The following is a 20,611-nucleotide window of genomic DNA, read 5'->3' on the forward strand; positions in this document are numbered from 1 at the left end:
TTCCCGCTGTCCCATGGGATCTGTTTGTCATCTCAAACTATCAACCACTGGGATTTATCATGCGAAATTTTACCCATCTTGAACAGGAAACCTTCGACCTGATCGTGATCGGAGGTGGTATTAATGGGGCTGGTGTGGCCCGTGATGCAGCCCTCCGCGGCCTGAAAACCGTCGTGATTGAACGGGGGGACTTTGCCAGCGGCACATCAAGCTGGTCAACCCGATTAGTCCATGGGGGGCTGCGGTATTTGGAATATTTTGAAGTGCCCCTCGTGCGCGAATCTTTGCGGGAACGGGAAGTGCTGCTGCGGATGGCTCCCCATTTGGTGAAGCCGCTGCTGTTGACTGTGCCGATCTACAAAGGGCGATCGCGCCCCTACTGGAAAATTCAAGCCGGGATGTGTCTCTATGACCTCCTCAGCTACGATAAATCCGTCCCCAAACACCGGATGCTGCCCAAAGACGAGTTTCAACAACTCTTTCGCACTATGGATCGGGAAAACCTCAAAGGCGGGGCGCAATATTACGATGCCCAAGCCGCCTATGCGGAGCGGCTCTGTTTAGAAAATATCTTTGAGGCTCAAAGCGCCGGCGCGACGGTTTGTAACTACATGGCGGCGACGAATTTCGATGTCAGCGGCGATCGCATCACCGCCGTTCATTGCCAGGATCAACTGTCTGGCCAACCCTATACCCTCAAAACCCACGCCGACACCGTTGTGATTAATACCGCTGGCCCCTGGGTGGATCAGGTGTTGAACCTCACCCCCGATGCGCTGCGCTCCACCCGCAAAATCGGCGGCACTAAAGGCAGCCATATCGTCGTCAAACCCTTCCCCGGTGCGCCAGATTCCGCGCTCTATGTGGAAGCGAAAACCGATGGCCGCCCCTTCTTCATCGTGCCCTGGTTGGGTCATGTCCTGATTGGCACAACTGATCTTCGCTTTGAGGGTGAACTTGACCCCCTGAAAGCGGATAACGATGAAGTGGATTATCTGCTCAACGAAACAAACTTGATTATTCCGACGGCGAATCTGGGCCGGGATGAGGTGACGTTTACCTATTCTGGGGTGCGGCCGCTGCCCTATCAGGAAGGCAAAAATCCGGGCGAACTGACGCGCAAACATATTTTGTTTGACCACACCAAAGAAGGGGTTAAAAATTTGATCTCGCTGATCGGCGGCAAGCTCACCACCTTCCGCCATGTGGGGGAAGAAATGGTGGATGCAGCCTATCGGAAAATGGGGCGGACGGCTCCCCCTTGTCCGACCTTGACGCAGCCGCTACCGGGGTGCATTTTGCCCACGGACGATCGCATTCAAGCCCATGTGGAGCAGTATGGCGATCGCGTCTCCACCGCAACAGTCCATCATCTCTTTACCCTCTACGGTTCCCAAGGGGCGCAGGTGTTGGCGTTGGTCGATGAATCGCCGGAATTGGCCGAGTTGATCCATCCCCAATTGCCCGACATCAAGGCGCAGATTGTCTACGGGTTCCGCTCGGAAATGGCCGAAACCTTTGTGGACATCACCCGCCGCCGCACCACGATCGCTATGCTCGAAAACTATGGCCTCGATACCCTGCCGGTGTTAGCCGACATTGCCCAGCGCTATTGCGGTTGGGACGGTGAACGCTGCGATCGCAACATTACCGCGTACCATCAATTCATGGCAGCCAACTGCATCCCGGATTATCAATGCAATCCGGAACCCGTTGCGGTCTGATCTCGATCGTCTGGTCTGCTCATATCAATCTGGAAAGCAGGGGGAATGCATGGCTTCATTTTCAAGCTGTACTTGGGCAGTGGAACAATTGCCAGGATTACCCCTTGCTGAAGCAAATAAGATGCATGCAGTTGGTATTAAAACAACTGTAGATTTACTGAATCTTTCCCACACTCCCCCCCAGCAAGCCGCGATCGCCCACCGCCTCGGCATCCCCCTACCCGCCCTCCGCAAATGGCGAGCCATGGCGGATCTAGCTCGTCTCCCCACGGTGGGCTGTGTCCATTGCGGCTTACTCCTCCATGGGGGGATTGCCTCGGTTCAGCAACTCAGCCAAACCCCCGCCCACCGCCTCCACGCGCAACTCTTGCGGTTTCACGTCGCTACCCTCCAACGGCGCGACCTCTGTCCCACCATCTCCGAGGTACAACAGTGGGTGAGCGAAGCAAAAACCCTCAGTTTGGCGGATTAATTGCGAGATTAAGCTGTTTTTTTCGCGTAAACCCTCGGATACACTGGGATAAGGATTCAATCTGTATCAATTGATTCTGTTTTGGCGTACTTCCGATCAAAAGGGTCTGAGCTTGGCAGGCCAGCGGAAGTTCACTGCAAGTCTTTTACCTCTACCGTCCCAAGGGTTTGCATCATGGTGTTGCGTTTTTGTCTATCTTCAATTCTGTTCATGTTAGGGGCTTGGATTAATCTGGGCGGTCTGGTTCCGGCGGCGATCGCCACCCTGGAAAAACCCAGCAAAGTCATCCATGCGCCCAACCCATCCCCCGCCGCCACTCCACTCCTACCCACGGGAGCCTATCTCTACGGTGAGCAGATGGAGCGCGAACGTCTTAACACCACCTATCTACTGCTGGCGGTGGAGGAAGGCAAATTATCGGGGGTGGTGTATCAACTCAATTCCGACTACAACTGTTTCACCGCCACCGCCCACCCCGATCACCTCGCCCTTAATATGGTGGATCACCACAGTGGCGAATCGTTCATCTATTCGATCGCCCGTTCTCAAACCTCTGTCCTGGCGAGTACCCAACCTTCCCTAGAGCGTCAACTGAACCTGGTCGGTTTTCATCCGATTGAAACGGTTCAGGAGAGCGATCGCGCCCTCCTCGCTAGCTGCCCATCGCCAGAATAATTTTCACCCGTTCAACGTCAGATCAAGCAATCACGCCGGCTTGACTGAGCCGAAGCAATCCACGGTAAAATTTCAGGGCAGATTCACCCCAATCCCATGGCAACGATCCCCAAAGGCCCCAGCGCCCCCCTCACATTTTTGTATTACTTCGCCACCGCCACCCTCTTCGCTGATGTGGTGTTTGCCTATCAATTGGGGCTGGGTTTCAACGATCGCGCCACCCTACAATTGGGCTTGATCATCGGTCTTTGCACCGGGGTTGTGGGACTCTACATGAACCGCAGCCGCACCCTATCCCTGCAATTCACCAGTGCGAAAAAAGCGCAAACGGGGTTAGATGAAGCCTTAGCTGAGTTGGGCTTTTGTGAAAAAAGTGTCACAGCAGACGGGTATTGGATCTATACTCAGCCCGGATGGCGGGCTTGGTTTGCGGGCAAAATGTTGGTGGTTTTGGATCGGCGTTCGGGGACAGTGGTGGGACGAGCGAGCAATATTCGTCAACTTGAACGGATCGTGCAACCGTGAACCGATGCCCTTGATGTGAGACGGGTTAACGATACCGATGCGAGCTGCGATCGCTGACAATATTCTCTGCATTCATGCCGCCGACCTGCCCCGATACCAAAAACAGGGGTCAGTGGTGCGTAATACCTATTTTTGGGCGTTGCGCTCGATTAGTTGCTATGCCCCCCGCGCCGGGGAATGGGAATATGATGCGATCGTTTGGGTCGCCCTGGAACGCCTGCTCACCAGCTTCACCACCGCCGGTTATCTCGGCCTCTCAGAAACCAATCTGCAATTTCCCTACGACACCGTCATCCCCCCGGAACTCCGCCCCGTCGCCACCTGGTACGATCCCGCCGACTTTGCCGAAACGGACGCGGGCGAGGAATGACGCGGCTAATCGTGCCGCAGAACAGGAGCGATCGCAGTGCGATCGCTCCTGATATAGCACTAGCCAGGGTAGTGAAGACATTCAAAGAGTCTGGAACAAGGGGCTTAAGCCCCTTGCCTGTCCTAACGAATTTGTTCACTGCCATAGTGAGGTTATTTAAAGTTGCCCCTAGGATTAGGGGGCAGGAGCCGCCTGGGGAGCCGGTGGTGGGGGCGCTGGCTGGGCAGTAGCGGCCTTTTGGGCTTCGGCGGCTTGCTGGGCAGCAGCAGCTTTTTGAGCTTCGGCAGCTTTTTGAGCGGCGATCGCTTTCATCTCCTGATCCTGCATCGTCAACAATTCCGGCAGAGTGACGAACTCATAGCCCTGTTGTTGGAGATTCTTGATAATCGTGGGGAGGGCGATCACGGTTTGGGTGCGATCGCCGCCACCGTCGTGGAGTAAGACAATCCCCCCCGGTGTCGCTTCCTTGAGAATCCGCTTCACCATACTCGGAGCCGACGCATAGTAATCCTTGGAATCCGCCGACCACATTGCCACCACTTGCCCTTTTTGGGCCGCATATTCGGCCAACCCTGTATGCAAATATCCTCCCGGTGGCCGGAAAAACTTGGGCTTGACCCCCGTTGCCCGTTCAATCCACACATCCGTATTATCGATTTGAGAAGCGGAACTGGCCGGAGACTGTTTCGCGTAGGGATGGCTCCAACTGTGATTAGCCACCGCATGACCTTTGAGGTGAACCTGTTTGGCCCGCGCCGGAAAATTCTGCACATTACGACCCAACAGGAAAAACGTCGCTTTAACCCCGTGCTGCTCCAGGATATAGAGAATATCGTTGGTGTACTTCTCGGACGGGCCATCATCAAAGGTTAACGCGATCACCTTCTTGCCACTGGGTAAGGGCACAGAGCGAATCGTTTTGCCTTGGAACTGGGCCGGAACCGTAAAATCTTTCGCTTGCTCCGCCTGGGTCACCGTCAGTAACTTTTGATTCCAGGCTTGAGTGGCTAAGGTGGGTAATTCCGTGAAGGTGCTGGTTAGGCCGCTATAGGACGTAGAACCACGGACGAAGGCTTGAGCAGCACGTCCCGCAGGAATACTCAGCCCTGCACAAAGACTGATGCTAGATACGGCCAAAGTAATACTAAGAACACGGCGCGTTCTTGATGGACTCAACCGCTGCCATAGGGATGGGGATGACTTTGAGCTACTCACACTAAGATCGGGGTAAACGGGGTATAAAGTGGTTAATTATGGAGAAGATCAAACGTAGCAATCGTTTAGGCAATTGAGGAAATAACGTGGTGAATGATTAGTCACGTTACCTGTCTTAATGCCCATTCTGCCCCCGATCATATCCGGAAAGTTTATTATTTTGTCCTAAATCATTTGGAATGTTGGGGAAGGTTTACAAATTTGTTCGTAATGCTGAGTAATCCGTGTAATTACGTCAGGGATTGTTAACCCGTCGGTACAGAGGGCGATCGCATCTTCGGCTTGGCGGAGGGGGGCAGCTTCACGGGTGCTGTCGAGGTGATCGCGCTCCTGAAGCTGTTGTTCAACGGTTTCTACATCCTGCCCATAACCCTGCTGTTGGAGGTCGACCCACCGTCGTCGCGCCCGCTCTGCCACCGAGGCCGTGAGGAAAATTTTCACCTCCGCATCGGGAAACACCGCCGTGCCAATATCGCGCCCTTCGGCCACGATTCCCCCCTGTAGCCCCCATTGCTGCTGTTGGTGAACGAGTTGTTGACGGACAGCGCGATGGCTGGCCACCGCCGACACACGAGAGGTCACATCGGGGGAACGAATCGCCTGGGTCACGTCTTGGTCATTGATGAAAACCCGTTGTCCCCCTTCAGGATCGGCCTGGAATCGGATCTGGGCATGGCTGGCGAGTTCAGCGATCGCCACGGCATCGGTCACGTCAATCCCAGCGGCTAACACCTGCCAGGTAATCGCCCGATACATCGCCCCGGTGTCGAGATAGAGCAGGTTGAGATTCTGCGCCAATTGACGGGCCACGGTGGATTTACCCACCCCCGCCGGGCCATCAATGGCGATGATCGGGCGACGCTGGCGCAGGATGATGTTGTCAATCAAGCGAGTGGAGCCGAGACGAACGGCGATCGCTAACAATCCCGCCGTTTCCACCCGCTCCAACGGTGCAAGGGTTTCAGGATCGACCAATTCCACATAGTCCACCGTACTATTGGGAATCGCGGCTAATTCGTGGCGCACCTGGGCGATCAAACGCTGGGCCTCGCGTTGCCCCGCTTGGAAGGCGGTTTGGGCATTGTGGAGACTGCGCGATAGGGTGGCGGCCTGGGTGCGATCGCCTGCGCTCAGGTATTGATTGCGGGAACTATAGGCGAGGCCCGACGGTTCCCGGACGATCGCACCGGGGCGAATCTCCACGGGCAGTTTGAGATCGTGGACAATGCGGCGGATCATCGCCAATTGTTGGGCATCTTTTTGGCCAAAGTAGGCGCGGGTGGGTTGGACAAGGTTGAACAACTGCACCACAATCGTCGCCACCCCTTGGAAATGGCCGGGGCGTTGCGTACCACAAAGGCCGGTAATCATGGTGGTGGGGGGCTGGACGGTGGTGGGTTCGCTCTGGTGGGCATCGATGCCCATTTCTGCGGCGCTGGGGGCAAAGACGGCATCGACCTTGAGGCGATCGCACTGCTCACAATCGGTGTCTAGGGTGCGGGGATAGTGGGTGAGGTCTTCCTGGGGGCCAAATTGCAGCGGATTGACAAAAATGCTCACCACCACGAGATCATTTTCCGCCCGCGCTGCTGCGATCAGGGAGTGATGTCCCGCATGGAGAGCGCCCATCGTGGGAACCAGCCCCACGGATTGCCCCGGTTGCTGCTGTTCCAGATAAGCCCGTAGACCCGCGATCGTTTGAAGCAAGCGCACAATAACCCCCTTTCATCATTGATTACAAACCGCTCAGTATAGGGTATCCCTGCTGGAGATTCCAACCCGAAAACGCTGGCATTGTTTTAAGGCGATCGCTTAATCCCGCAGGCGTTCGATTCGTCCGGTGCTGCCGTTGAATTCAACGCGATCGCCATCCTTGAGCCAGCGCGTCACCCCCGGAATCGACACAATCGCCGGAATCCCCAACTCCCGCGACACGATCGCCGCATGGGAGAGTAAACTGCCCCGCTCCACCAACAGCCCCGCCGCCGCCGGAAACAACAAAATCCAACCGGGATCGGTACGTTCTGCCACCAACACCGTCCCCGGTGCTAAGGGCTGCTCTTGGGTCAAAAGACTATGGGGATCGCGCACCACCCGCACCACGCCGCGCACAATTCCCGGTGAACAGCCGAGGCCCTGTTGGACGGAACCGGAGGGGGGGCGGGCTGTGTGGGTGGCATTGATGCCACTGTGGGGGATGCCGTAGGTGGCGAAGCGATCGGGCGGCGGCGGGGTTTCCCGGTAGTGATCAAATTCGCTACGACGCAGGGCCACAAGACCTTTGATCCGATTACAGGTGCTCGTTCCCGCCAAGATGCTGATAATTTCTTCAACGTTGAGATAAAAAATATCGTCAGGTCGATGGAGCAGATCCAACACGAAAAAGCGTTTACCCAATTCGAGGAAAATTTGGCGGGCGCGACCAAAAACACGGGTGCGCTCAAAGCGGAGGTTTTCCCGATCGCGTAGTCGGGCGCGGGTCTGGTGCAAGACCCCAGCAAAGATCAAGCGTTTTAACGGGCTGCGACGGAGCAGGCGGCGCAGGTGAAGGAGTTCCGGCGGCGGGAGGGGGGTGGCGGCGGTTTCCGGGGTGGGAGTGGTGTGCATTTGGGCGGCGATCGCGCCCACAGACCGCAACAGGGGTAGGGGATTTTCCGCCAGGGTGGGGCTTTCGAGTTTTAATTCATCCAGACAGCGATCGCTAAATTGGTCGAGATATCGGTGATAGGCGGCGGCGAGTTCCGGGTGTTTGGTTAATGCGGTGGCGATCGCTGTCGGCGTGTCCCGTTGCAGCGTCGTGATCAGATCAGGATCGCGGGCCACCCGGCGGGCCATTTCCCGCAATTGTCGCGCCGGTTCCGTGCTGATCATCGCCCCCTGTTCAACTAGGAGCAGATTCGGTAAGATCCCGTCGCGATCGCCCCCCCAGGTTTGGGTCAGACGACAGAGCACGCCATAACAAATCATCGCCAAAAAATCATTGACGATCGGCGCATCCCAGCGGGGCAGGAGTTGGCGGGTCAGGTCTTGGTAATGGGCGACCAATTCATCGGCGGCCAGTTGGTCGAGGTGGGGGGGCGGTGGGGGTGTTTGGCGGAGCAGGCGCTGACGGAGGCTGGTTTGCGGGGGGCCAAGGGCGCGATCGAGGCGGCGATAGAAGCGGTATTTTGTCCAGGGTAAGAGGATTGCATTCCAACCCAAACCGAACAGGGTGCGCACCAATTCGATCCCATCTTGCCACCAGGGTTTCCCCGCCATTTGGGCGATAATCTCCTCCGGTAGGGATTCTTTCACCCCCATCATCTGTTCCATAAACCGCCGATTGAGGCGAAATCCCGGCAACAGGGTCAGCACTCGATACCAACTGAGGAGGTTGTAGTAAATCCGCCCCTGCATCAGGCCGATCATCGTGGTAAAGGTGCGATCGCTCGCGGCGATTCGGCTCTGACTCACCCCCATCAGGCGGCAAAATTGGCGATACACCTCCTCATAGGCCCGCCGCGCAAAGGAAAACGTGAGCGGGGTGGTTACGCCGCTGTAACTTTCGGCAATGTTGCTATTGTCCCAGAGGCGATAGCGGCCGCTGGAAGCTTGGGAGGTGGGAAGGGCGGTAATCGGGCGGGCTTGGAGCAGGTAGAGTTGGCCGTTATCGGTGATCGCCCATTCAATATCTTGGGGTAGGCCGAATTCTTGGCCGGTGCGTTGGACGAGGGTGGCGATCGCTTGGGCTTGGCGATCGCTAATCGCTGGCTCTGTCACCTGATCGGGAGCGATCGCCTTGGCAAACACCCCCGATTTTCCCGTGGGATTGGGGTAATGGGCTTGGGGTTTGCGGGCAATTTGTCGCTGCAAAATATCCCCTTGGCGATTGAGATAAAACGTGTCCGCATCTTCTTCTCCGGATACCAACAGCGACCCCAACCCATAGACCGCATTGATAATCACCAAATTGCGCCGCCCCGTCACCGGATCAGCCCCGAACGCCACCCCCGCCGCCACGGGGTTTAACATCTGCTGCACCAAAACCGCCGGGGGCTGAGGGAGATCCGTTTGGCCTTGGCGATGACGGTAGAGAAGCACGTTGTCTTGATAGGCCGACCGCCATACCGCCGCGATTTGGGGCTGAAGATCCGCAGCGGCCACGCTTAAGGATGTGTGCAATTGACCGGCTAGCGATCGCTCAATACCATCTTCATCCAACGCCGACGATCGCACCGCAAACTGTCCCCCGTAGGGAAACACCGCCGCCATCGCCTGGAGCAATTCATACTGCACCGCCTCGCTGGGGAGGACATCGGCGAGGAGGGCTTGGATCGAGGCGGCGGTTTGGGGGGACTGGGGGGAGAGCGATCGCAGTTGGTCTTCTTGATCACGGGTGAGGCTATCCCAAAAGGCCGCTGGTGTGACCACAAAGCCCGGTGGCACAGAAAAGCCCTGTTGCGAAAGACGAGCGATCGCACTGGCCTTGCGCCCCATCAAGGCAATCACCGGCCGCTCTGTGAGTTGGACAATATACTTCATAACATCGCCACCAATGGCATCCATCCCAAACAGCTATAACTCACCAGCACCCACAGGGCCGAGGCGAGATAGATTAATTTTGCACTGCGGGGGGACGGAGCGTTTAAAAACAAATAGGCCAACCAACAGATCACCCCGCCCGCGATTAATAACAAACTGGCTGTACCGAGGGCAGTGGGCAGGTACAAGGCCGCGAGTAGTGTTGTGATGCCGCCGCCCCCGATCGCAATTAACCACACCAGCAGCGCATTTTCCCGCCCCCAAAGAGCCGTATAGGTTTCCACGCCGGGCCGTTCTTCGCGGGGCGATCGCACCTTGCGCCCCACCTCAATCACCACCCCATGGCAACTGCTCACCGGCAACAACCACAACGCCGCCCAGGGAAACGCCACCGCCCCCGGCAACCAACCGCAGGCAATGCCATAGAGACCCAAGATCGGCAAGATCAGGTTATGGCTGAGGAGATAGATCGCCGGGTGTTGTTTAAGCCAGTCGCGCCGAAAAAATTCCCGCTGCATCAGGAACTGATAGCCCCAGATCAGGGCCAACAGGAGCACGAGTGTGGGATCTAAATTCACCGAAAAAATCACCTGGATCAAGCGCGTCGCCCAGTCGAGATATTGCAATTCTGTGAGGTGAATTAGGCCACGGGGGACGGGCCGTTCGGGGCGATGGCGGCAATCATCCTCGTAATCTTTAAATTCATCGGCAATTCGCAATTGGAGAAACGCCAGAAAAAAAACGAGGAAGGCCACCAGTTGCGATCGCACCGTCGGCGCTGCCCCCTGCACCACCGCCCCATAACTCACCATCGCACTACTAAACATCACAATCAGAATGCCGTTACTCACGACCGGAAACCGCTCCTGCTGGTAAATCCACCACCGTTGCCATCCCAAATTTTCTACCATTTGTTGTTTTGCCGTTTGATCTCGTGACTCGACCCTGCTGCGTTACCTTGCTCCATCCTGCGGTTTATCCTCGTTCGGCGGTCAACTCCGGAATCGACGCTTCAGCCGCCTCCACATCCCTCGGTGTCCATCCCTCTTGCTGTAACCGATGATGAATTTTATCTAAGCTGTACCCTTTAGCCAAGGCCTGACGAATGTAGAGGCTTAAAGCCTGTTGGCCGTGGGTGAGGGTGGGCGTTGTTGGCTTGGAGTCATGGGGATTCTCGGCCTCATCCCTGGGGGGAGATGCGATCGCGGCTCCGAGTCTCAAGGGCGATCGGAGTCGTGAATCTTCCGGAAAACGACGCTCCAACCAGGGGATTGTGATCCCCCAGAGGCGATGGATCAGCCAATATGCCAAAATCAGCCCCCAAATCACCACCAGACCCACCAACCAACAGAGCGGCAACCACACCACCAGACTGACCCCAAACGTGCAGACAATGGACAGGCCAATCAAGGTTAAAGCATCCTGAACAGTCCCAACCAGCAGCGTCGCGCCCATGAGCGTCACGCCCACCCCCACCAACAGCGCTGGCACGGAACTCACCGTTAACCCCAGCCCCAACTGTAATGATTTGTTCATTATGTTGCCCTCCTTCCTGTCACTCTAGACCCCATGGGTGATGATCCACATTATCCCGTTGATCCTCTGCCTGGCGTTAGATAACCGGATGAAGCTAGGCCAGAGCCGTAATCATGGGTCATGTTGTCCTGTTGTCCCACCGCCTGAAGGTTAAGAACCAATACCGTCCAGAAGTCAGGATCGTGAGACTCCAGAATCTTGCGATAATGGGGCAGGAGCCGAGGGGATTGCGCACCGATGATCAATACGCTGATTTCATTCATATGTCATGCGCTTATTACTGGTTGAAGATGATCACGTTTTGGCAGAAACCCTTAGCACCATGCTGAGTCAGCAGGGCTATGTTGTGAATACAGCCTACGACGGTGAAGAGGGTTGGGATTATGCGCAAAGTTTTAGTTATGACCTGATGTTGTTGGATGTCAGTTTGCCGAAATTGGATGGGATTAATCTTTGTCGGCGCTTGCGCAATGAGCAGATTAATAGTCCGATTTTGCTGTTGACGGCCAATGATTGCAGTGAGTCGAAGGTGGTGGGACTGGATGCGGGGGCGGATGATTATGTGGTGAAGCCCTGCACGATTCCTGAATTGTTAGCGCGGATTCGGGCCTTATTGCGGCGGCAGAGTGATTCGAGTGCGCCGATTTTGACCTGGGGGCCGTTGCAGCTTGATCCCAGTGCTTGCGAGGTGAAGTGGGATGAGCAGTTGTTGACGCTGTCGCCAAAGGAATATAACTTGCTGGAGTTGTTTTTGCGCCACCCGAAGCAGGTGTTTACGAAGGGGGCGATTCTGGAGCATTTGTGGTCGTTTGATGATCCGCCGGGGGAGGAGACGGTGCGGGCCCATATTAAGGGGCTGCGGCGTAAGTTGAAGGCGGTGGGGGCGGATGGTGCAATTGAGACGGTGTATGGGGTGGGCTATTGTTTGAAGGCGTTGCCGGATAGGGTGCAGGCTGAATCCTCGCCACCGATCGCGCCCTCACCTCCGATCGCGCCCTCGCCCCCCTCTGATCCAGCAAAGGCGGCGGCATTGCAAGGGGCGATCGCCAAACTGTGGGCACAATTTCGGGAGCCGATTTTGGCCCGGATGACGGTGCTAGAGGCGGCGATCGCCGCCCTCGAAGCGGGTAAGTTAGACGAAGACCTCCGCCTCAATGCAGAACGCCAAGCCCATAAATTAGTGGGGTCTTTGGGGATGTTTGGCTTATCGGCTGGGTCAGATCTGGCCCGGCAGTTAGAGCAGGGGTTGATGGAGCCGATCGCGACCCTAGAGAGGGTGACCCTCCGCGCCCTCTTCACGGCCCTGGCCGAGATGCTCCCATCCGATGCACCCGCTGTGGAGCCGGAGCCTGCCCCGATTCGTCCCGTCACCCCCCGAACGATCCCGACGGAGCGATCGCCCCATGTGTTGATCATCGACCCCGACACCACCTACATCGAGGCCGTGCAAACGGAAGCCCAGCAATGGCCGTTAGATCTGGACTATGTGGCGACCTGCGAGGCGGCGATCGCCACCATCACACAATGGCAAAACCCCCAATTCACCGGCCCCATTCCCGACCTCGTGGTGCTAGAACTCACGTTTCCTAAGACCAAAACCGCCGGACTGGTCATCCTAGAACATCTCCGCACCCTAGAACGACCGCCGATCACCCTGGTGTTAACCACTCAAAACACCTTTCATAACCGTGTTTCCGTGGCACGTCTGGGGGTGACGGGCTTTGTGGTCAAACCCATTGCACCGGTGCAACTGATGGGCATCATTACCCAGCACCTCCAGCAGCAAACGGCCTGCGAAGCGACCATTTTAGCCGTCGATGATGATGAGATTTTGCTGGACAGCCTGACCACGATGCTCACCCCATGGCGGATTGAGGTACAGACCCTCAACGACCCGCGCAACTTTTGGGAAACCCTCCAACAGGTGTCGCCCGACCTGCTGATCTTGGATGTGGATATGCCCTATATCAACGGCTTGGAACTCTGCCAAGTGGTGCGCAATGATCCCCAATGGTCGCAGTTGCCCATTGTCTTTTTGTCGGCGAGTCGCGATCGCACCACCCTCCAGCAAATGTATCAATTTGGCGCAGATGACTACATTTGCAAACCCGTCACCGAGCCGGAACTCGTCACCCGCATTTTTAACCGCCTCGAACGCAGTCGCCTGCTCCGTGACCTCACCGAAAAAGACCCCCTCACCGGCGTGGCGAACCGCTACCGCTCGGAGCAGGATTTTCAGCGGTTTTTCCACTGTGCCACCCAAGAGCATCAGACCATTGGCTTTATCACCCTCACCATCCAAGACCTCCAGCAGATCAACTGCGATTATGGCCATGATGTGGGCGATCGCATCTTGCAACGCTTCGGCCAACTCCTCAAACACACCTGTTCCCCCGAAGACATCGTCGCCCGGTGGAGCGGCGGCGAATTTATCATCGGCCTCTACGGCATCACCCGCCCCACCGGCATCCAAGCCGCTCAAGATTTGATGCACCTCTTTTCCCACGAAGTCTTTCTCCTCGAAGGGCAACTCGCTCTTCCCGTCAGCGTGGCCGCCAGGTTATCCCTCTATCCCGACAACGGCACGACCTTAGCCCAACTCTATCAAGCCACCCTTGACCAGCAGATCACCCCTGAAGCATGAGGGCGATCGCTCCCCGATCACAACCCCAGCCCCAGCCCCTCTCCCAAAAACTCATAACATTGTCCAGATCACTGTAAAGATTTGATGAAAATTACAATTTATCCCTGTAAAACCCTGCCATAACTTCATAGAAATTTCACAGCCGTAACCTCATCTTGTGTTAAAAAAACACTTTGATCGGAGAACAGACTATGCTGCTCAATCGTTTTTTTTTCCACCCCATTACCTTTACTACGGGGTACTGTTATTTTTTTAATCCAATTTTGCGATCGCAGACATCTTGCCCAGAAACAGCCTGAGTCCTGTGCCCTGGTCTGAGCAAATAAAAGGCTCAGAAAACGAGGATCACAGTAAATTGACCTATAACATCGCCAAAGTCTTGCTATAGAAGGGTTACACCTGATTTAGACATTGGTCTAATCATCATCAATCCAGGGAAAAAAGGTGTTAGCTGAGACCGCAAAGATCCCGTTTCAATGTGACTCATTTTAAGCTTAGATACCTGTTCATCCCTGGCTTTGAAATCCTCACAGAAATAGTGTTTTTGATGGATCACGCTGTCGAACGAACACAGCGAAAACATTAAGAGATATTAATATCACGAGATGTTTACATATCGTAACTTTCGTTTTGACAGGTTGATGAATTTTAGCGTTAAAATTAGTAACGAAAGGAATTAAAACTACTTAATTCTTTAGCTTAAACGTCAGCCTCAAATCTTGTTGTCCTGTGACTAGCCCTGCGTCCTCAACTTGCTCTCTTTCCCCTGTACCTGTTATGACACAGCAGCGAGGTTCTGGCTCGTTATCTCATCCATCTGAAGTAGCACAGGTTATGGAGAATCCGTCCAGGGGTGGTACTGGTCAATTGCGATCGCAACTTGCCTGTTTCCAGAGTCATCAATTCACTGGACGCATTGATTTGACCATTGCCCCCAACCAAACCTGGAGTCTCTACCTTGCCCTAGGTCGTCTCGCTTGGGCATCCGGGGGCCCCCACAGCATGCGACGTTGGCGGCGACAACTCCTCAGCCACCAACTCACCCAAACCGCCCAACAAATCAAAGTCCGCCAAAACGACCAATTTGAATGCTGGGACTACCAAATTCTCACCCTTCTGGCCACCCGCCAACTCGCCAACACCGACACCGTCATGCAAATTATTCACGGTGTCGTCACAGAAGTGCTCTTTGAAATTTCCCAAGCCTTCCAACTTGCGCTCCTGGGTGATGCCGTCGAACAATCTCCCGCCCACCCCAGCAACCCCGCCGAACCCTTGAGCATCACACCCCGCCTCGGTGTGCGTCCCTCAACGGCGGACACCGCCATTTTGCCGCGCTCTTGGACGGTGGAAATTGACACCGCCCTCGACATTGCCCAAGCCGATTGGGAGCAATGGGCCCAAGCCGGCCTCGCCCTCTGTTCGCCCAACCTTGCCCCCGTCATCAAACAACACGGTCACCTCCAAAGCTCCACCCCCCCCAAGGTCTACCAACAACTGGCAGAACTGGTTAACGGCAAACGCACCCTGCGGGATATTGCCATTTTGCTCAAACGCGATGTGGTGGGCATCACAAAATCCCTCCTGCCCTACATTCGGAAACATTACATCGGCCTCACCGAAGTTAACGACATCCCCGGCCCCGCCCCCCAGGCCGCCCCCGACCCCTCGCCCCGCATCGAGACCCGTCCCGACAAAGCATCTGCCCCCTCCAAAGGCCGGGTGATCTGCATTGATGACAGCCCCCAAATCGGTCATGCGCTCCAAGACCTGCTCCAAAATGCAGGCTATGAGGTGATCTGGATTCAAGAAGCGGTGCAGGCCCTGCCGACGCTGTTGCAACAGAAGCCGGATTTTGTGTTACTCGATCTCATGATGCCCATTGCCAATGGTTATGAAATTTGTAGCCAAATTCGCCGGGTGGGTCAGTTTAAAGACTTGCCGGTGGTGATTTTGACCAGCAATGATGGTTTGGTGGATCGGGTGCGGGCCAAGGTGGTGGGGGCGACGGACTTTTTGAGTAAGCCGATTAATGGCCCGAAGGTTTTGGGGATTTTAACGAAACATGGTCTTGGTTAATCTGTTGCCGGAACAACTGGGATCGATTAGCCAAACTCATGGTTGATATTTGCGATCGCCCTCACCTCACGTCAGACCAGGCAACGTCCCACGATATACTGAATAATCAGTAATCACGGCAGGAATTATCCCTGCGTCTAACGCTGTTAACGGCTGAAATCCATGAATTCAGGAATCGATCTGCAAGGAAGCTTTATCCAGACTCTGACCGAATTCGGACTCCCTCAGGATGTCGCCCGTGCCCTTTGGATACCCCTTCCAATGGTGCTCGTGGTCATCGGAGCCGTCGTCGGAGTCCTTGTCACCGTTTGGCTAGAGCGCAAAGTCTCAGCAGCGGCACAACAACGGATTGGCCCCGAATTTGCCGGCCCCCTCGGTGTCCTACAACCCGTTGCGGATGGCCTTAAACTCGTCTTCAAAGAAGATGTCACCCCCAACAAGTCCGACCCGTGGCTCTTTACCCTCGGTCCCATCTTGGTGGTGATTCCCGTCATCCTCTCCTATCTCATCGTCCCCTTCGGACAAAACCTGTTGATCACCGACCTCAATGTCGGGATCTTCCTGTGGATTGCCCTCTCTAGCATTGCCCCCATTGGCCTGCTGATGTCCGGGTACTCCTCCAACAATAAATACTCACTCCTCGGTGGACTCCGCGCCGCTGCTCAATCGATCAGCTACGAAATTCCCCTGGCCTTGGCGGTGTTAGCCGTCGTCATGATGTCCAACAGCCTCAGCACCATCGACATCGTCGAACAGCAGTCCGGCTACGGCATCTTAGGCTGGAACATCTGGCGGCAACCGGTGGGATTCCTGATTTTCTGGATTGCAGCCTTAGCCGAATGCGAACGGCTTCCCTTTGACCTCCCTGAAGCCGAAGAAGAACTCGTCGCCGGGTATCAAACTGAATATTCTGGGATGCGGTTTGCGCTCTTCTATGTGGGGTCTTACATTAACCTGGTGTTGTCTGCCCTGATCGTCGCCATCCTCTACCTCGGCGGCTGGGAATTTCCCATTCCCCTCGATCAACTCGCCGGTTGGCTTGGAGTCAGCGAAACCACCCCCTGGTTACAAATGCTGACGGCATCCTTGGGGATCATCATGACCATCCTCAAAGCCTATGTTTTGGTCTTCCTGGCGGTGCTTTTACGCTGGACGCTCCCCCGGGTGCGCATTGACCAACTGTTAAACCTCGGCTGGAAGTTCTTACTCCCGGTTGCTTTGGTTAATCTTTTGCTCACCGCTGGTCTCAAGCTGGTGTTTCCGGTGGCCTTTGGTGGCTAATGTTCGTTTACCTACCCTGAAACCTCATGTTTAACTTTCTCAAACAAGTCGGGGACTACGCCAAAGAGACGGTTCAAGCTGCAAAGTTCATTGGTCAGGGTCTTTCCGTTACCTTTGACCACATGCAGCGGCGACCGGTTACGGTGCAATATCCCTACGAAAAACTCATCCCCTCCGAACGGTATCGGGGTCGGATTCACTATGAGTTTGATAAGTGTATTTCCTGTGAAGTCTGTGTGCGGGTTTGCCCGATTAATTTGCCGATCGTGGATTGGGAATTTGATAAGGAAACGAAGAAGAAAAAGCTCAATCACTACAGTATTGATTTTGGGGTCTGTATCTTCTGCGGGAACTGTGTGGAATACTGTCCGACCAATTGCCTCTCGATGACGGAGGAATATGAGTTGGCAACTTACGATCGCCACGAACTCAACTACGACAGCGTCGCCCTCGGACGCTTGCCCTACAAGGTGACGCAAGATCCGATGGTGACCCCGATTCGAGAGTTTGCCTATCTGCCGAAGGGCGTGGTGGATGGCCATGATTTGCCCGCTGGCGCTCAACGGGCGGGTCAACGGCCGGAAGCGATCGCTGCCCAGTCTAGCCCTGATGACACGGACACAAGCGACTAGGCCCCGCCCTCGATCACTCTGTACCCGTGGGCGGTGTCGTCTGCGATGCCCCCACCCCCATCGACCCCTTCTAGGAGATAATTTCGCGTGAATTTAGCAGAAGATGTTCAACTGATTTCCTTTGGCCTCTTAGGCGTTTTGATGATTGCTGCCGCCTTGGGTGTTGTCCTCCTTGACCAAATTGTTTACTCCGCCTTCTTGCTGGGTGGTGTTTTTCTCTGTATGTCAGGCCTTTACGTGTTGCTCAATGCTGACTTCGTGGCGGCTGCGCAGATTCTGGTCTATGTGGGCGCGGTGAATGTGCTGATTCTGTTTGCCATCATGTTGGTGAATAAGCAGGAAACCTTCAAACCCGTGGGGAATCGGTGGCTGCGACAGGGGGCGACGGCGTTGGTCTGTGTGGGGCTGTTTGCGCTCCTGAGTACGATGGTGTTGGCAACGCCGTGGGTAGTGGATACCACTGTGGTGCTGACTAGTACTGTGGTGCAAATCGGCAAGCATTTCTTTAGTGATTACCTCCTGCCCTTTGAATTGGCCTCTGTGCTGTTGCTGATGGCGATGGTGGGGGCGATTATCCTGGCGCGTCGTGATTTTATTCCCGAAAAGATGGCGACGGATACCCAAGACGCGCTCACCTTACCGGAACGGCCACGGGAGCTAACGGGTACAGTGAGCGATCGCTAACCCCGACCCCTTCCCGCTTCATATACCCTCGACTTCTTTTTTGGATTTATGCAACTTCAACTTGAATTTTTCCTTTTGTTAGCAGCGGCTCTGTTCTGCATCGGAATTTATGGTCTCGTCACCAGTCGGAACGTGGTGCGCGTCTTGATGTCCGTGGAGCTTTTGCTCAACGCGGTCAACTTGAACTTGATGAGCTTTTCTAACTTTCTCGATCCCGAAGGGATCAAAGGACAAGTCTTTTCAATCTTTGTGATCACCGTGGCTGCTGCCGAAGCGGCTGTGGGCCTGGCGATCATTTTGGCTATCTATCGCAATCGTGACACCGTGGACATGGAGCAATTTAACCTGCTCAAATGGTAAATCGGTGAACTCCGGGCGGGGCGATCGCACCTCCGCCCCTCCCATATCCCCCCCCCAATTCCGGCCTGATCCTTGATTTCTCAACGGATCAGGCCGTACAGTGCAAAAGAATCGCGCTACTATCGACACATATTATAGAAACGCTATGGCATTTTCGCGGCGAGCAAGCGGCATCCTCCTCCATCCCACCTCCCTTCCTGGTCGCTTCGGCATCGGTGACCTTGGTCAGGAAGCCTATCGTTTCGTAGACTTCCTCACCGCCAGCGGGCAGCAAATTTGGCAAGTTTTACCCCTCGGCCCCACCGGCTTCGGTAATTCTCCCTACATGTCCTATTCTGCCCTAGCCGGTAATCCCCTGCTGATTAACCTAGAATGGCTCGTCGCAGAAAACCTCCTCAGTGAACTGGACTTCGCCCACCTGCCTAAATTCACCTCTTACCAGGTGGACTACGAAGCAGCGATCAAGATCAAACTGCCCCTGCTGCACAAAGCCAGCCATACCTTCTTCAGCAAAGCAACCCGAGAGCGGAAAAAAGTCTTTACCGACTTTTGCGAAGCCCAAGCCGCTTGGCTTGATGACTACACCCTCTTCATGGCCATTCGCACCGCCCAAAATGGGAAAAGCTGGCATCAATGGGACGAACCCCTGAAAAACCGCGATCCCCACACCCTCCGCCTCGCCAAAGAGCAACTCCACGACGAAATCTTTTTCCATAAATACATGCAGTCGGAATTTTTCCGGCAATGGTCCACCCTGAAGCAATACGCCAACGACAACGGGGTGCAGATGTTCGGAGATATTCCGATCTATGTCGCCCACGATAGTGTTGACGTGTGGGCGAATCCGGAAATTTTCTGCCTCGACCCGGAAACCGGCGAACCGTCCCAAATGGCAGGGGTTCCCCCGGACTATTTCAGTGCCACGGGTCAGCTTTGGGGCAATCCGGTGTACAACTGGGAAGCCCTCCAAAAGACTCAATTCAAGTGGTGGGTGAATCGAATTGAGGGGATGCTGAACTATGTAGACCTGATGCGGATTGACCATTTCCGAGGCTTTGAGTCATTTTGGTCGGTGGAGGGGGGCGAAACCGTCGCCACGAATGGAGAGTGGGTGGAAGCTCCTGGGGCGGAATTTTTTGAGATTCTCAAGGCGGATCTGGGTGTGTTACCGATTGTCGCCGAGGATTTGGGGGTGATTACCCCCGAAGTGGAAGCCCTACGCGATCGCTTCGAGTTTCCGGGGATGAAGGTGCTGCATTTTGCCTTTGATTCCGGGCCGGGTAATCCCTTTTTGACCTTTAACCATGGCTCGAACTGTGTGGTGTATACGGGAACCCACGATAACGATACGACGGTGGGCTGGTTTAATGCCCGCGATGATGAAGCCAAGCAACGGGTTTATGATTACCTCGGTGGAAAACCGCCAGAGCCGATCGAATGGGCGATGATTCGGATGGCGATGAGTTCGGTGGGTCAGATTTCGATCTATCCGTTGCAGGATGTGTTGGGATTGGGCACGGAATCGCGGATGAATATGCCCAGTGCGGCGCAGGGAAATTGGGGCTGGCGTTATGAAGAGTCAATGCTGAAGCCGGAGTTGCGCGATCGCCTCCGACGGATGACGGAACTCTACGACCGACTGCCCTAACCCGAAGACCAGAATCCCAGGACTCCCATCAAAACCCTGGGATCTGCTTGACTGATTTGATAGCCCTCACCCCCAACCCCTCTCCCAGAGGGCGAGGGGAGCCGATCCATTTTTCCAGTTCCCTCTTCCCTAGGGCTACTGCTTATACATAACGTTCAAATGTTGGCCTCGTCTGCGTTTGATCCCCCTAAATCCCCCTTAAAAAGGGGGACTTTTTTGCGTTCCCCCCTTTTTAAGGGGGGCTA

Annotated in this window: 17 protein-coding genes; 12 read left to right on the forward strand and 5 right to left on the reverse strand. The window is 55.3% G+C overall.

The window, feature by feature from the left end:
* Nucleotides 1-59 precede the first annotated feature (59 nt).
* From PN477_RS03685 to PN477_RS03705, 5 genes are all read left to right on the forward strand, one after another.
* Nucleotides 60-1,724 (forward strand): glycerol-3-phosphate dehydrogenase/oxidase, encoded by a 1,665-nt coding sequence (locus tag PN477_RS03685; protein WP_272122340.1) that lies wholly within the window; start codon nucleotides 60-62, stop codon nucleotides 1,722-1,724.
* A 49-nt stretch (nucleotides 1,725-1,773) separates the two neighbouring features.
* Nucleotides 1,774-2,196 (forward strand): DUF4332 domain-containing protein, encoded by a 423-nt coding sequence (locus tag PN477_RS03690; protein WP_272122342.1) that lies wholly within the window; start codon nucleotides 1,774-1,776, stop codon nucleotides 2,194-2,196.
* Nucleotides 2,197-2,370: 174 nt separating this feature from the next.
* Nucleotides 2,371-2,871 carry a hypothetical protein gene (locus tag PN477_RS03695; protein WP_272122344.1) on the forward strand — a complete coding sequence of 167 codons (501 nt, stop codon included), beginning with the start codon at nucleotides 2,371-2,373 and terminating at the stop codon, nucleotides 2,869-2,871.
* A 96-nt stretch (nucleotides 2,872-2,967) separates the two neighbouring features.
* The gene (locus tag PN477_RS03700) at nucleotides 2,968-3,396 is read left to right on the forward strand and encodes a hypothetical protein (protein WP_272122346.1); all 429 of its coding nucleotides are present in this window, start codon (nucleotides 2,968-2,970) and stop codon (nucleotides 3,394-3,396) included.
* A gap of 37 nt (nucleotides 3,397-3,433) precedes the next feature.
* Nucleotides 3,434-3,766, forward strand: a complete 333-nt coding sequence (locus tag PN477_RS03705; protein ID WP_272122348.1) for a hypothetical protein — start codon at nucleotides 3,434-3,436, stop codon at nucleotides 3,764-3,766.
* Nucleotides 3,767-3,940: 174 nt separating this feature from the next.
* Here the strand turns inward: PN477_RS03705 and PN477_RS03710 are convergent, their stop codons facing one another.
* The 5 genes from PN477_RS03710 to PN477_RS03730 form a co-directional block, all read right to left on the reverse strand.
* Complete coding sequence (locus tag PN477_RS03710) at nucleotides 3,941-4,903, reverse strand: polysaccharide deacetylase family protein (protein ID WP_272122350.1); 963 nt, start codon at nucleotides 4,901-4,903, stop codon at nucleotides 3,941-3,943.
* Between the two features lie 243 nt (nucleotides 4,904-5,146).
* A complete protein-coding gene (locus PN477_RS03715) occupies nucleotides 5,147-6,694 on the reverse strand; it encodes a bifunctional pantoate--beta-alanine ligase/(d)CMP kinase (RefSeq protein WP_272122352.1) in 1,548 nt (515 codons plus the stop codon).
* A gap of 99 nt (nucleotides 6,695-6,793) precedes the next feature.
* Nucleotides 6,794-9,502, reverse strand: a complete 2,709-nt coding sequence (locus PN477_RS03720; protein ID WP_272122354.1) for a PEP/pyruvate-binding domain-containing protein — start codon at nucleotides 9,500-9,502, stop codon at nucleotides 6,794-6,796.
* Nucleotides 9,499-10,413 (reverse strand): UbiA family prenyltransferase, encoded by a 915-nt coding sequence (locus PN477_RS03725; RefSeq protein WP_272122356.1) that lies wholly within the window; start codon nucleotides 10,411-10,413, stop codon nucleotides 9,499-9,501. Before PN477_RS03725 ends, PN477_RS03720 begins: the two co-directional genes overlap by 4 nt.
* A 64-nt stretch (nucleotides 10,414-10,477) precedes the next feature.
* Nucleotides 10,478-11,038 carry a hypothetical protein gene (locus PN477_RS03730; RefSeq protein WP_272122358.1) on the reverse strand — a complete coding sequence of 187 codons (561 nt, stop codon included), beginning with the start codon at nucleotides 11,036-11,038 and terminating at the stop codon, nucleotides 10,478-10,480.
* Between the two features lie 268 nt (nucleotides 11,039-11,306).
* Between PN477_RS03730 and PN477_RS03735 the strand changes: the two genes are divergently transcribed.
* The 7 genes from PN477_RS03735 (at nucleotide 11,307) to malQ (ending at nucleotide 20,366) form a co-directional block, all read left to right on the forward strand.
* Nucleotides 11,307-13,682: a response regulator gene (locus tag PN477_RS03735; protein WP_272122360.1), complete on the forward strand. Its 2,376-nt coding sequence runs from the start codon at nucleotides 11,307-11,309 to the stop codon at nucleotides 13,680-13,682.
* An 834-nt stretch (nucleotides 13,683-14,516) separates the two neighbouring features.
* A complete protein-coding gene (locus PN477_RS03740; RefSeq protein WP_272122362.1) occupies nucleotides 14,517-15,761 on the forward strand; it encodes a response regulator in 1,245 nt (414 codons plus the stop codon).
* Nucleotides 15,762-15,923: 162 nt separating this feature from the next.
* Nucleotides 15,924-17,042 carry an NADH-quinone oxidoreductase subunit NuoH gene (gene nuoH / locus PN477_RS03745; protein ID WP_272122364.1) on the forward strand — a complete coding sequence of 373 codons (1,119 nt, stop codon included), beginning with the start codon at nucleotides 15,924-15,926 and terminating at the stop codon, nucleotides 17,040-17,042.
* A 26-nt stretch (nucleotides 17,043-17,068) separates the two neighbouring features.
* Entirely contained in the window at nucleotides 17,069-17,674 is a 606-nt protein-coding gene (gene ndhI, locus PN477_RS03750) for an NAD(P)H-quinone oxidoreductase subunit I (protein WP_272122366.1), read from the forward strand.
* 87 nt (nucleotides 17,675-17,761) lie between these two features.
* Nucleotides 17,762-18,358, forward strand: coding sequence for an NADH-quinone oxidoreductase subunit J (locus PN477_RS03755; protein ID WP_272122368.1), 597 nt, complete (start codon nucleotides 17,762-17,764; stop codon nucleotides 18,356-18,358).
* A 48-nt stretch (nucleotides 18,359-18,406) separates the two neighbouring features.
* The gene (nuoK, locus tag PN477_RS03760; protein WP_072621413.1) at nucleotides 18,407-18,718 is read left to right on the forward strand and encodes an NADH-quinone oxidoreductase subunit NuoK; all 312 of its coding nucleotides are present in this window, start codon (nucleotides 18,407-18,409) and stop codon (nucleotides 18,716-18,718) included.
* A 145-nt stretch (nucleotides 18,719-18,863) separates the two neighbouring features.
* Nucleotides 18,864-20,366, forward strand: coding sequence for a 4-alpha-glucanotransferase (malQ, locus tag PN477_RS03765; protein ID WP_272122371.1), 1,503 nt, complete (start codon nucleotides 18,864-18,866; stop codon nucleotides 20,364-20,366).
* The last annotated feature ends 245 nt before the right edge of the window (nucleotides 20,367-20,611 follow it).

Source organism: Spirulina subsalsa CS-330 (assembly GCF_028330765.1).
In the GTDB taxonomy this organism is placed as follows: Bacteria; Cyanobacteriota; Cyanobacteriia; order Cyanobacteriales; family Spirulinaceae; genus Spirulina; species Spirulina subsalsa_A.